This is a genomic window from Thermostichus sp. MS-CIW-15 (assembly GCF_054060575.1).
Window position 1 is genome coordinate 31,615 of the sequence record NZ_JBSSDI010000026.1, and the last position, 12,857, is coordinate 44,471.

General features: G+C 61.4%; 9 protein-coding genes and 3 pseudogenes. 9 read left to right on the forward strand and 3 right to left on the reverse strand.

Going from position 1 to position 12,857, the window contains the following annotated elements:
* The first annotated feature begins 9 nt into the window (after nucleotides 1-9).
* The 4 genes from ACVW0R_RS10115 to ACVW0R_RS10130 all read left to right on the forward strand — a co-directional run bounded on the left by ACVW0R_RS10115 (nucleotide 10) and on the right by ACVW0R_RS10130 (nucleotide 6,305).
* The gene (locus ACVW0R_RS10115; RefSeq protein WP_457502013.1) at nucleotides 10-963 is read left to right on the forward strand and encodes a 6-carboxytetrahydropterin synthase; all 954 of its coding nucleotides are present in this window, start codon (nucleotides 10-12) and stop codon (nucleotides 961-963) included.
* Nucleotides 947-2,260: a DNA double-strand break repair nuclease NurA gene (locus ACVW0R_RS10120; RefSeq protein ID WP_011429970.1), complete on the forward strand. Its 1,314-nt coding sequence runs from the start codon at nucleotides 947-949 to the stop codon at nucleotides 2,258-2,260. The genes ACVW0R_RS10115 and ACVW0R_RS10120 overlap by 17 nt, the downstream gene beginning before the upstream one ends.
* Nucleotides 2,261-2,476: 216 nt before the next feature.
* Nucleotides 2,477-5,878: a maltose alpha-D-glucosyltransferase gene (treS, locus tag ACVW0R_RS10125; protein ID WP_099813207.1), complete on the forward strand. Its 3,402-nt coding sequence runs from the start codon at nucleotides 2,477-2,479 to the stop codon at nucleotides 5,876-5,878.
* A 10-nt stretch (nucleotides 5,879-5,888) separates the two neighbouring features.
* Nucleotides 5,889-6,305 (forward strand): SOS response-associated peptidase, encoded by a 417-nt coding sequence (locus ACVW0R_RS10130; protein WP_457502014.1) that lies wholly within the window; start codon nucleotides 5,889-5,891, stop codon nucleotides 6,303-6,305.
* Here the strand turns inward: ACVW0R_RS10130 and ACVW0R_RS10135 are convergent.
* Nucleotides 6,279-7,225: pseudogene (locus ACVW0R_RS10135) on the reverse strand (transposase). The gene ACVW0R_RS10130 and the pseudogene ACVW0R_RS10135 overlap by 27 nt on opposite strands.
* Nucleotides 7,226-7,275: 50 nt before the next feature.
* Here ACVW0R_RS10135 and ACVW0R_RS10140 point away from each other — a divergent pair.
* The 3 genes and pseudogenes from ACVW0R_RS10140 to ACVW0R_RS10150 all read left to right on the forward strand — a co-directional run.
* Nucleotides 7,276-7,407, forward strand: a pseudogene (locus ACVW0R_RS10140) (IS200/IS605 family transposase); the annotation flags it as partial.
* A 136-nt stretch (nucleotides 7,408-7,543) separates the two neighbouring features.
* Nucleotides 7,544-8,890: a 16S rRNA (cytosine(967)-C(5))-methyltransferase gene (locus ACVW0R_RS10145; protein ID WP_011429967.1), complete on the forward strand. Its 1,347-nt coding sequence runs from the start codon at nucleotides 7,544-7,546 to the stop codon at nucleotides 8,888-8,890.
* Between the two features lie 33 nt (nucleotides 8,891-8,923).
* Nucleotides 8,924-9,736, forward strand: coding sequence for a TrmH family RNA methyltransferase (locus tag ACVW0R_RS10150; RefSeq protein ID WP_011429966.1), 813 nt, complete (start codon nucleotides 8,924-8,926; stop codon nucleotides 9,734-9,736).
* A gap of 15 nt (nucleotides 9,737-9,751) precedes the next feature.
* Here the strand turns inward: ACVW0R_RS10150 and recA are convergent, their stop codons facing one another.
* Nucleotides 9,752-10,876 carry a recombinase RecA gene (recA, locus tag ACVW0R_RS10155; RefSeq protein WP_099812230.1) on the reverse strand — a complete coding sequence of 375 codons (1,125 nt, stop codon included), beginning with the start codon at nucleotides 10,874-10,876 and terminating at the stop codon, nucleotides 9,752-9,754.
* A 219-nt stretch (nucleotides 10,877-11,095) separates the two neighbouring features.
* Between recA and lgt the strand changes: the two genes are divergently transcribed.
* Nucleotides 11,096-11,950 (forward strand): prolipoprotein diacylglyceryl transferase, encoded by an 855-nt coding sequence (lgt, locus tag ACVW0R_RS10160; protein ID WP_457502015.1) that lies wholly within the window; start codon nucleotides 11,096-11,098, stop codon nucleotides 11,948-11,950.
* 3 nt (nucleotides 11,951-11,953) lie between these two features.
* The gene (gene tsaE, locus ACVW0R_RS10165; RefSeq protein ID WP_099812231.1) at nucleotides 11,954-12,574 is read left to right on the forward strand and encodes a tRNA (adenosine(37)-N6)-threonylcarbamoyltransferase complex ATPase subunit type 1 TsaE; all 621 of its coding nucleotides are present in this window, start codon (nucleotides 11,954-11,956) and stop codon (nucleotides 12,572-12,574) included.
* Between the two features lie 75 nt (nucleotides 12,575-12,649).
* On the opposite strand, the pseudogene ACVW0R_RS10170 reads toward tsaE, so the two are convergent.
* A pseudogene (locus tag ACVW0R_RS10170) lies at nucleotides 12,650-12,781 on the reverse strand (pirin family protein); the annotation flags it as partial.
* Nucleotides 12,782-12,857: the final 76 nt, after the last annotated feature.

Below are 12,857 nucleotides of genomic sequence, written 5' to 3' on the forward strand. Positions count from 1 at the left end.
ATAGCCTTCATGTCCAGAACCTGTACCATCTACCGCCGCGCCCAATTTGCTGCCAGCCACCGCTACTGGCTGCCGGAGCTCTCGGAAGCCGAGAACCTGGCCCGCTTCGGCCCCCATGCCCGCTTTCCCGGCCACGGCCACAACTACGTGCTGGAGGTGGGCCTGACGGGGGAGGTAGACGAGTACGGCATGGTGCTCAACCTCTCGCAGGTGAAGCGGGTGATTCAGGAGCGGGTAATTCGGGAGCTGAACCTTGCCTACCTCAACGAAGCTTGGCCAGAGTTTGCCCAAACCCTGCCCACCACCGAGTTCATTGCCTACGCCATCTGGCAGCGCCTGGCCGATGCTCTGCCGCTAGCCAGCGTGCGCCTCTACGAGGATCCCCACCTTTGGGCCGAATACCGAGGAGAAGCCATGGAAGCCTACCTGACCGTTGCCACCCACTTTAGCGCCGCCCATCGCTTGGCCTTGGATCACCTAAGTTTGGAGGAGAACACTGCCCTCTACGGCCTCTGCGCCCGCCCTCACGGCCACGGCCACAACTATGGCCTGGAGATTACCGTCAAGGGATCCATCGACCCGCGCACAGGGATGATCGTGGATTTGGCAGCTCTGCAGCGGGTGATTGAGGAGCAGGTGGTGAAGCCCCTGGATCACACTTTCTTGAACAAAGACGTCCCCTACTTTGCCCAGGTGGTGCCCACCGCCGAAAACATCGCCCTCTACGTCCAGCGGCTGCTGACTTTGCCCCTGCGCGAGCTGGGGGTGCAACTGCATCGGGTTCGCCTGCAAGAGAGCCCCAACAACAGCAGCGAAGTCTACGGGGAGTTTCCGCTAGAGGAGCTGGGCGCAGCTACCGCTGCCACCACATACCCCGCGAGCGAGGGCAAGAGGGATCCCTCCGAAGTGGAGCCCCTGGCCGCCGGCAGGGCTGAGCCAGCCGCCTATGCTGGATCTGGTTAAGCTGAGCGGGCAGATTCCCGCCTTTGCCCGCCACCTGCAGCAGGAGTCGAAGGCCAACCAAGAGCGTCTGCGCCTGGCCTTGCAGGAGTTTGCCCGCCTGCAGCGAGAACCCCAAACCTGGCAGTCGCGCTGGGCGGAGTGGAGCTCCCATCTCGCCTTTACCTGCGCCAGCCCCGCCGAGCCGCCGGAAACCTGGGGATCCCTGCCCAAAGTCGAGCCCTTGCAGGGGCCGCACACGGTGGTGGCCACCGACGGCTCCCAGATCCTGCCCAGCCACCACGAGATTGCCTACTGCTCGCTCATCAACATCGGGCGGGTGGCTCTCCACTACGGCACGCAAGAGTGGCCGCTGCTGGACAGCCAGCCCCTGCTGATCTACGGGCAGGAGCCCTTTGCTCAACCTGAGCGATCCAACTCTCTTCCAGGAACAGCCCTCCACCCTCTTCGCCACCGACCCAGCCGATCGCGTAGGCAGGCCGTAGGCCTTGGGGAAGAAGATCGCGGGGAGGGGGGGGAGATTGCGTTGGATGCCGAAGCGGTGCTGGCTTTGCGGCGGGCTCAGGCAGAGCTGGAGGAGCTGGCCCAATTGGCCCTGCCGCTGCCTAGGAGTCGCCCCGTGCTAGCGCTGCTGGATGGATCCCTCATCCCCTGGGGGCTGGAGCCGCTGCCCAAGCCAGCCCAGCGTCCCTGGCTGGATCCCATCCTGGCAACTCTGGAGCAGTTGCGGGCAGCTCGCATCCCCCTGGTGGGCTACATCAGCGCTTCCCGCAGCAGCGAAACCCTCAACTATCTGCGCCTGGGGTTGTGTCCCTACCTGGGCTGCGACTGCTATCGCTACTGCGCCGGCGAGAAAACTCCCCCCTGCCAGCCCTTTGCCCCCCTAGCAGATCGCGTTTTTTGGGGATCCCTGCTGCAGCCGGGAGAGCGCAGCCCCCTCTGGCGCAGTGGCGCCAGCGTCTTGGAGACTTTTGGGGAACACCACATCCACTGCTGTTACTTGAATGTCGGCGCAAACCCTGGGGAGGGATCCCTGCCGGAGATCGCCCGGCTAGAGTTTCCCGCCTGGGTGGCTCAAGACGCCGAGTTGCTGCAGCGGGCCCTGGCCGGAGTGCTAAGCCAGGTGCAAAAGGGCTTTGGCTACCCCATCGCCCTGGCGGAAGCCCACCATCTGGCCGTGGTGCGCAGCGGGGATCGGCAGCGCTTCTTCGCCTTGATCGAGCAGGAGCTGATCCGCGCCGGCCTGCGCCATGTAGCCGTCTCCCGTAAGGAAGCCCAGAAGCGAACCGGCATCGCCTAATTGGTGCCAGTGCTGCAAAACCCTTCCTCCCTACCTCCCCTCTCCCTCAGGGAGAGGGGCTGGCGGTGAGGGGTTAAAATCACCCTGTCAGACCCAAAACCGCATCGCCTACCGGGATCCCTGGCACCCCAGAAAAGGCTGCAGCCTATTGAGGGGATCCCTGTTCAACGGTTAGGGTTGCCAAGGTGTCCAAATCCTGTCTCTGTTGCCGATATGATGAGCCAAGCCCCTCTGCGCAGCCTCGTCTCTCCCTTAACCTACAACCCCCTCTGGTACAAAGACGCGATCATCTACGAGCTACCGGTGCGCGCCTTTTTCGACAGTGATGGCGATGGCGTGGGCGACTTCCAGGGTTTGACCGAAAAGCTGGACTATTTGCAGGATCTGGGCATCACGGCCATCTGGCTGCTGCCCTTTTTCCCTTCCCCGCTGCGGGATGATGGCTATGATGTTTCTGATTTTACCAACGTTAACCCCGCGCTGGGCACCCTAGAGGACTTTAAAATCTTTCTAGATGCCGCCCACCAACGCGGGATCCGCGTCATCATCGAGCTGATCCTCAACCACACCTCCGATCAGCATCCCTGGTTTCAGCGGGCTCGGCGCGCCGCCCCCGGCACCCCTGAGCGGGACTTCTACGTCTGGAGCGACACCCCGGAAAAGTACAAAGAGGCCCGCATCATCTTTCAAGACTTTGAAACCTCCAACTGGGCCTGGGATCCGGTGGCCAAGGCCTACTACTGGCATCGCTTCTACTCCCACCAGCCGGATCTCAACTACGACAACCCCGCCGTGCAGAAGGCCATCTTCGAGGTGGTGGACTTTTGGTTGAGCATGGGGGTGGACGGCCTGCGGCTGGACGCCGTGCCCTACCTATACGAGCGGGAGGGAACCAACTGCGAGAACCTGCCGGAAACCCACGCCTTCCTCAAGGCCCTACGCAAATACATTGACGAAAGATATCCCAACCGCATGCTGCTGGCAGAAGCCAACCAGTGGCCGGAAGATGCTGTGGCCTACTTCGGCGACGGGGACGAGTGCCACATGGACTTTCACTTCCCCCTGATGCCGCGGCTGTTCATGGCCATCCAGATGGAGGATCGCTTCCCCATCATCGACATCCTGCAGCAGACTCCCCCCATTCCCGAAACCTGCCAGTGGGCCATCTTCCTGCGCAACCACGACGAGCTCACCCTGGAGATGGTCACTGACGAGGAGCGCGACTACATGTACCAGGTGTACGCCAAGGATCCCAACGCGCGGGTCAATCTGGGCATCCGCCGCCGCTTGGCGCCCCTGCTGGGCAACAGCCGCCGCCGCATCGAGCTGATGAACAGCCTGCTGTTTTCTCTGCCCGGCACGCCGGTCATCTACTACGGCGACGAGATCGGCATGGGGGACAACATCTACTTAGGGGATCGCAACAGCGTGCGCACGCCGATGCAGTGGAGCGCCGACCGCAACGCCGGCTTCTCTCGGGCTAACCCGCAGAAGCTCTACCTGCCCATCGTCATCGACGCCGAGTACCACTACGAAACCGTCAACGTGGAAGCGCAGCGGAACAACCCCTATTCCCTGTGGTGGACGATGAAACGGATGATCGCGGTGCGCAAGCGCTTCCAAGCCTTTGGCCGGGGCTCTTTTGAGCTGCTGCACCCGGAAAACCGCAAGGTGCTGGCCTTTATGCGGGCCTACGGCGACGAGCGCATCCTGGTGGTGGCCAACCTCTCCCGCTACGCGCAGTTTGTGGAGCTGGACTTGGCCCACTGGGAGGGGCTGATCCCGGTGGAGATCTTCGGGCGCACGCCGTTTCCTCCCATCGGCCAACTGCCCTATTTCCTGACCCTGGGCCCCCACTCCTTCTACTGGTTTTCCCTCGAGCCGCAGCGACAAACGGAGCGGATCCACCCCAGCCACAGCAAGCCAGAAGAGTTGGATCGCCTGCCCACCCTGCTGGTTCAAAACGGCAGTTGGGAAAGCCTCTTCCAGGGGGAAAGCCAAAAGCAGGTGGAGGCGGTGCTGGGCGACTACCTCTACCGCTGCCGTTGGTTCGGCTCCAAAGCCCGCCAGATCCAGTCGGCCCAGATCTTGGATGCCATTCCCTGTAACCGGGAAGGGGATCCCCCCTTTCGGGGCCAGATTTTGCTTTTGCAGGTCGAGTTTACCGAGGGGGAGGCAGAACTCTACTCTTTACCCGTGGGCTATGCCATCCAGGAGGCGGCCATGCACCTGCGCGTAGAGGCGCCCCAGGCGGCGATTGTCCCTGTGCAAGTGGCTGGGGAGCCGCCGGGCGTGCTGTTCGACGCCCTGGCCGATAAAAGCTTTTTGTCGTTGCCGCTGCAGATCATCGCCCAGCAGGGCCGTCTGCGCCACTCCTCAGGGGAGCTGTGGGCCACCACCTTTGCCCCTTTTGAGTACCACCTCGGCCTGGAACCCCGCATCCTCAAGGCGGAGCAGAGCAACACCTCGGTGGTCTACGGCAGCCAGTACATCCTCAAGTTCTACCGCAAGGTGGCCGAGGGGGTAAATCCAGAGCTGGAGATCGGCCGCTATCTGCTGGAGCACCATCCCCAGGTGCGGGTGCCGCGGCTGTTGGGATCCCTGGAGTATCGCCGCCGCCGTGGGGCGCGGGGCTTTGATCCCGGCGATCAGCCCATCACGTTGGCCATCTTGCAGGAGTACATCCCCAACGAGGGGGATGCCTGGCACTACACGCTGGACAGCCTGGGGCAGTTTTTCGAGACGGTGCTGGTTCATCACGCAGAGGCGGAAGCGGTGCCCGTGCCGCGGGGATCCTTTCTGGAACTCTCGCACCTTCCCTTGCCGGAGCTGGCCTACGCCACCATCGGCAGCTACCTGGAGTCGGTGCGGATCTTGGCCAAGCGCACCGCCGAGCTGCACCTTGCCTTGGCCGCCGACACCGAGAACAAGGACTTTGCCCCCGAGCCCTTCTCCAGTCTCTACCAGCGCTCCATCTATCAATCGATGCGCAATTTGGTGGGGCAGGTGTTTCCGCTGCTCAACAAGCAGATCCCCAAGCTGCCCGAACTGGAGGCTAAGTTGGCCCGCACCGTTCGCGACCAAGAAGGGGGGATCATGAGCCGCTTCCGCCTCATCCTGGAGCGGAAGATCACGGCTTTGCGCACCCGCTGCCATGGGGATTACCACCTGGGCCAGGTGCTGTTTACCGGCAAGGACTTTGTCATCATCGACTTTGAAGGGGAGCCGGCCCGGTCGCTAGGAGAGCGCCGCCTCAAACGCTGCCCCCTGCGGGATGTGGCGGGAATGCTGCGCTCTTTCCACTACGCCGTCCACACCGGCTTGCGCCAGCAATTGGAAAGCGGGCTGGTTTGCGGGGACAAGTGCCCTGACATGATGCGCTGGGCCCAGTTTTGGCACCGCTGGGTCTGCGCCGCCTTCTTGGCCGAATATCTGCAGGTGGCTTCTCAAGGGGCTTTTCTGCCCCGCAGCCCGCAGGAGCTGGAAGTGCTGCTCGAGGCCTACCTGCTGGAGAAGGCCATCTACGAGCTGGGCTACGAGCTCAACCACCGCCCCGAGTGGGTGGAGATCCCGCTGCGGGGGATCCTGCAGTTGCTGGGCATTTCCACCAAGGTCTGAGGGATCCCAGATGTGCGGACGGTTTAGCCTGGCAGTTGCCCCCGAACGGCTGCAGCAGCATTTTCCAATCGAGAGGGGGGCAGTTGGGGCGCTCCAGCCCCGCGACAACATCGCCCCTTCTCAGCCGGTGCTGGCGGTGGTGGCGGGATCCCTGCAGCGTCAGGCAGTCCATTTCCGCTGGGGCTTGATCCCCAGGTGGAGCCAAGCTCCCCAGGCTGGGTGGATCAATGCCCGCGCCGAGACGGTGGCCGAAAAACCCTCTTTCCGCCAGGCCTTTTGCCGCCGCCTCCTGATCCCGGCAGATGGCTTCTATGAGTGGGTCGGCCGGGGCAAGCAGGGGAGGCAACCCTACTGGTTTTACCTAGTGGAGCGACTGTTGACACTCCCACCCAGGGGATTCTTACGCAGTCCACAAAAGAACCCGTAACGGCGTTGTCAAAGCGCCTCTAGACAGTTCCTGAAGGCAAAGCCCCAAGGTTCTGCTGACTTTCTTAAGCAGATTGGCGGCAGCATTTGCCTCAGCCTTGACCAACCACCCCTTTGCCGTTTGGTACAGGCCCCGCTTGACACGCTTTCCAGAGGGTCTCCACCCGTCGGGTTTTTCACCATAATTAGGTAGCTCATCTCCATCTAGGAAGCTTGCCTGCGATCTTTACGCCTCCTCTACCTCAATAAACTCAACGCCATAATGCTGACATAATTGCGCAATACGCTCCTTGAACCGACCTGTTGGGACGAAAACAAAGTTTTGGTTAAAACCGCATTCTTGTTTTTGTTCTTTGTTCCAACCGAAGAGGATTCTCCCAATTGAGTGGTGCAAACAGAAGTCAATGACCTTGCCCGCAGCTTTGTGGACCGCATTCTCCGGTTTCCGTAATTCGGTCAAGCTTTTGCAACCAAAACCCCTGCGGCTTGTGAGTCTTGAGCCTAGCCAGCTCCTTGTTGTGCCACTGGTTAAAGGACTTGACTTTGCGGCCATCAATGATGAAGCTGTGCCCTAAGTTGCTAACGCACGTAAGCCAGTTGTTGACTCCGTGGTCAATTGCTAGAGCTTTTCTCGGATCCAGTGATTTGGGCTGGGCAGGCTTGGCATAGACCCACTCCAGCTACAGACTTACACGTCTGTTGTGCGGCGGAGACATACATTGCGATGAAGTGCTTGCTTTGGGTTCTCCCCATCTCAGCGCAAAGCGCACCATAGCTTGCCCATCGCTTCGTTTTGAAATAGACTTGTCTCGCATAGTACAGGGCACAGTTGTACACCTTATTAGACTGTTGACACAAGTACTCTAATAGGGGGACTAGCTCCCTGTCCCTGACTCGAACCTGCTGACAGCCGTACTTCATCATTGTTGGCAAGCGGCATGACAACCGCAGTCTGACATGGGCAAGCGATAGTGCGAGAGGAAAGTCAACGGTACAATCACTACAACCATGGTGTGGGGCTAGCGGTTGTTCATCTCATTTTTTGGCCAAAGAGAAGGAAAAAGGTGTTGGTGGGAGAAGTCAGGAACAGGTTGTTTGAGCTATGAAACTATATCAACGACCCCCATCATGGGTAAGCGACTAAAGTGGCTAGCGGGCTTTTCCGGCGCGCACTCAAGTGCGGGGCTACCAAGCTATCCTTTTGTGTCGGGAAGCAACCTGATCTTTTTTGGAGCGGCCATGAACGCGCGTCAACTGGCCCTCTTGGCTCTGCAGAAGATCGAGCGGCACAACGCCTATGCCGACGTGGTGCTAGAACACTTGTTGGCCCATAGCCGCCTGATCCCTGCCGACTGCCACCTGGTCAGCGAGTTGGTGTATGGGATTACCCGCCGTCGCCGCACCCTTGATGCCCTGATCGACTGCTTTGCCCGGCGCCCCGCCCACCAGCAACCGCTCGATTTGCGGCTGATTCTCTACCTTGGCTTCTACCAACTGGCTTTTCTGGATCACATCCCGCCCAGGGCCGCCATTCACACCAGCGTGGAGCTGGCCCGCCAGGTGGGCCTGGGATCCCTGACGGGGGTAGTCAACGGCATCTTGCGCGCCTACCAGCGGCAAGCGTTGGATGGGGCGGAAAAGGATCCCCTCAAGCCCTTGCAGGACACTCTGCCCACTGACCCGATTCAGGCCTTGGGGATCCGGCATAGCTTTCCCGATTGGCTGGTGCGCCTCTGGTGGGAGCGCCTGGGACCAGCCGAGACCGAGCAGTTGTGCGCCTGGTTCAACCAGCCGCCCCACCTGGATCTGCGGGTCAACCCGCTGCGGGCGGATGTGGACAAAGTCATCCAAGCCTTGGCAGAAGCGGGGATCCCTGCCTCACCCATCCCTGAGGTGCCGGGCGCCCTGCGCCTGGGACAACATGCCGGCGACATCACGGCCCTGCCCGGCTTTGCCCAAGGCTGGTGGAGCGTTCAGGATGCCAGCGCCCAGCAGGTGGTGCACTATCTGGATCCCCAGCCGGGAGAGCGAGTCATCGACTGCTGCGCCGCTCCGGGCGGCAAGACCACGCATATGGCCGAGCAGATGCAGGATCGCGGCGAGATCTGGGCCCTGGACCGCCATCCCCACCGCCTGCGCCGCCTAGAGGAAAATGTGCAGCGCTTGGGCTTGAGCTCGATCCGTCCCCTGGCCATCGACCTGCTCTCCCTGGACGCCGCTGCCGAACCTCCTGCACCCCTGCCCCCGTGGCAGAGCGCCGACCGAGTGTTGTTGGATGCCCCCTGCTCCGGCTTGGGCACCCTGCACCGCCACGCCGACGCCCGCTGGCGGCAAACCCCCGCCCAGATTCAAGAGCTGGCCCATCTGCAAGCTCAGCTTCTGCAGGTGGCAGCCCGGTGGCTCAAGCCGGGCGGACTGTTGGTGTACGCCACCTGCACCCTGCATCCTGCCGAAAACGAGGCAGTCATCCAGTCTTTTCTGAACCGGCATCCCCACTGGGCTGCCGAAGGGGATCCCCTGCTCATCTGGCCTCATCGCCAGGATCGGGATGGATTTTTTATCCAACGGTTGCGTCGCCGCGATTAAGCCTTCCCCGCCCCATCTCTCCTCTTCCTCCGCATGGCTTCTGAGCTGCTCACCAGCCCCAAAAACCCTTGGATCCGACAGTTGCGGCAGTTGCACCGCAGCAAAGGCCGGCGAGAACAGGGCGCCTTCCTGGTCGAGGGATCCCACCTCCTCGAAGAGGCGCTGGGGGTCGGCTGGCCTCTGCGAGCTGTCTGCTACACCTTCGACTGGGCTGAGCGTCACCCCCGCTTGTTGGCCAGCCTGCCCAAACATCTGCGGCGGCAGGCCGTCAGCTTGGAAGTGATGGCGGCCCTCTCTACGACCGAGTCTCCGGAAGGGGTTGTAGCTGTGGCCGTTAGCCGGCAAATCGCCTCCCCTCCCCCAGAGGCGCTGCGCCTGGGCTTGGTGGTCGAAACGCTGCAAGATCCAGGTAATTTGGGATCCCTGATCCGCGTCGTGGCGGCCACCGGAGCCGATGGCCTCTGGCTAAGCGCAGACAGCGTCGATCCGGAAAACCCCAAAGTCCTGCGGGCCTCCGCCGGCCAGTGGTTTCGCCGCCCGCCTCAGGTTCTCTCTGACTTGCCCGCCTGGATCCAGTCCTGTCGTCGCCAAGGGATCCAAGTTTTGGCCGCCACCCTCGCCCCTCTGGCCACCTGTTACTGGGATCACGACCTCACTCGGCCAACCCTTTTTCTCTTGGGCAACGAAGGGGCTGGCCTGCAGGAATCGACGATCCAACTGGCCGATGCCCAGGTGCGGATCCCGATGGCTGCTGGCGTCGAGTCCCTCAACGTGGCCATGACCGGGGGATTGCTGCTCTACGAAGCTTTGCGCCAGCAGCGAGCCCAGTTGAGAGGCACAGCTTGAAGAGCCGCCCTCGTTTCAAAACTCCTCATCTGCAAAGATGGGGGCCTCAACCTCTTCCTGCTCTCCCTCCTCTATCCCCCCCGGTCGGCTGGCAGAAACCGTTACCCCTGCAGAAAGTTTTTCCCGCACAGCCGCTTCCACCTCCGCCAGGATCTCCGGCTTTTCTTTCAGGTAAACGACCAGATTGTCTCTCCCTTGGGCCACATTTTCCTCTTTGTAGCTGTACCAGGAACCGCGTCGTTTGAGAATGCCCATCTCCTCGGCCAGATCGACAATGCAGCCGATGTTGGAGATGCCCTGGCCGAAGATGATGTCGAATTCTGCCCGCCGGAATGGGGGAGCAACTTTGTTTTTCACCACCTTGACCCGCGCCCGGATCCCGTATTCTTCAGCACCTTTCTTCAGAGTTTGCACGCGGCGAATATCCAGCCGCACCGACGCATAGAACTTGAGGGCATTGCCGCCAGTGGTGGTTTCCTGGGGGCCGTAGCCGATGCCGCCGATTTTGGAGCGCAACTGGTTGAGGAACAGAACAATTGACCCGGTTTTGCTGACGTTGCCGGCAATCTTGCGCAGCGCTTGGCTCATCAGGCGGGCCTGTAACCCCACATGGGCGTCTCCCATATCCCCCTCGATCTCGGCGCGGGGAACCAACGCTGCCACCGAGTCCACCACCACAATGTCCACAGCAGCAGAGCGCACCAGTTGATCGACAATCTCCAGGGCGGCCTCCCCCGTGTCCGGCTGGGAGATGAGCAGATTCTGGATATCTACCCCCAAAGCCGCCGCGTAGGCGGGATCCAGCGCGTGCTCAGCATCCACAAAAGCAGCCGTTCCCCCTCGTTTTTGCACCTCAGCGATGGCGTGCAGAGCAACCGAGGTTTTCCCAGAAGATTCCGGCCCGAAGACTTCGATGATTCGCCCCTTGGGGTAGCCACCGCCCATGGCCAAGTCGAGGGTGATAGCGCCGCTGGGTATGGTCTCCACCCGCATCTGGGCCGCATCTCCCAGGCGCATGATCGCCCCTTTGCCAAAATTGCGCTCGATCTGGCCCAACACCTGATCCAGAGCTTTGCGTTTCTCCGACTTCAACTTGTCCAAGTCGTCGCCGTTGTTCACGTCGGCAGCTTTGCGGGCCATAACCAGCACCCTCCCCCAGGAGTCGCGGTGGAAAATCAAGCCTGCATTCTAACATTGTCGCCTTGTTGCCCCCAGCGGATCCCTTGATCTCCCTCCAATTGCAGTCAGCTCGTACCTTGCCTCGGTTCCAAGCTCCCCTCTCCCTGAGGGAGAGGGGCTGGGGGTGAGGGTCGCAGAACAGGTAGAGTGAGCTAGAAAGACCGGTTTAGGAATACTGCCGTGTTCACGACCCTGGTGTTGCGATCCCCCGGTCCAATTGTGTTTAGCTGGGGGCCATTCAGCCTACGCTGGTATGGCCTGCTGATCGGCTTAGCAACCGTTTTGGGCCTGTTTCTAGCTCGCCACCTGGCGGCACGGCGCGGTCTTCCCCCCAATTCCATGTCCGATCTGCTGCCGTGGCTGGTGGTGGGATCCCTGCCCCTTGCCCGTTTTTACTACGTGGCTTTTGAGTGGGAGCGATATCGAGATGGCCCTTGGTGGAAAGTCCTGGCCCTCTGGCAGGGGGGAATGGCCATCCATGGCGCTTTGCTCGGGGGCACTGCAGCGCTTTACCTGTTTGCCCACCGGCATCGGATCAACTTCTGGCTGCTGGCCGATTGCATCGTTCCTTCCCTCAGCCTTGGCCAGAGCATCGGTCGCTGGGGCAACTTCTTCAACAACGAGGCCTATGGAAAGGCTTTGTCTCCGGCTAGTTCTCTGTGGATCCAACTGCAGCTCCCCGACGGATCCCGCGTGCATCCCACTTTTTTGTACGAATCCCTCTGGAACCTCGGCCTCTTCGGGATCCTGCTCTTTTTGAACTATCGGCGCCAGCCTCCGCCCGGTAGCCTCCTGGGCCTCTACCTGCTGGGGTATAGTCTTGGACGCTTCTGGATCGAGGGGCTGCGCGCCGACAGCCTCATGCTGGGGCCCCTGCGGGTGGCCCAGGGGGTGAGCCTACTGCTCATCGGAGCTGGCCTGGCCCTGATGCTGACCGCTCAAAGACGTGCTTCTGCTCACCTGAGCCCAGTGAGGCCCTCACCCGCTCTCTCGACAGGGATCCCTGCCCCTGAGCACCCCCCGAAGGAGCCGTAAGCCATGGCGAGCGCACGAGATGAAGAGCTTTGGCAACAAGCTTCCCCTCTGGTGTTGTCCTCTGCCGCTGCCACCCAATCGCTGGCGGCCCTGGTGGCTCAGGCCGCCGTTCGCCTCCTCAGAGGCCCGCAACACAGCCCCCAGCGCAGGAGCAAGACAGACTCCCCTCCCGGCCTGGTGATCCTTCTAGAGGGCAATCTGGGCAGCGGCAAAACCACCTTTGTGCAGGGGCTGGGGCAAGGGCTGGGGATCCCGGAGCCCATCGACAGCCCCACCTTCGTGCTGGTGCAGGAATACCACACGGGACGGATCCCTCTTTTTCATTGCGATCTCTACCGTCTAGAGTCCGCCTCTGGCGGAGCCGAGTCCTCAGCTCTGGACGATCTGGGGCTGGAAGAACTTTGGAGCCAAGCTGGGATCACCGCCATCGAGTGGCCTCAGTACCTGCCCTACTGGCCAGCAACCTACCTCTGGCTGTGCCTAGAAGCCCATCCCCAGGCAGAGGGATCCCGCCTGCTGTATGCCAAGGGCAAAGGATCCCAGCTCGCCCACCTTTGGCAACAAGTTCTCTCTCAATTCACCCAGCAAGACCCTCAAGAGAACGGGATTCTCTTCTCCTCCTGAAAGGGGATCCCGAATTCGTATGGACTTACCCTCAACCCAAGAGCCAAAACTCGCGCAACTGAAAAGACGGAGCTCACTTCCCTCGGCAATAGCCACGCCATCCCCTTCTCGCAAGGGCAGCCCGTTCAGAGTCGCATTGCCCCGGGCTACCTGCAGCCACCCATAACGCTCCTTATCCAAGCGTTGGCTGGTGGGTGGTATTGACATATGGGTTGAGGTGGGGGTAAGGTAGTAAAGTGCCAGCAAGGCCACCGGCCACGGCGCGCCAGAACCTTGACAAGTA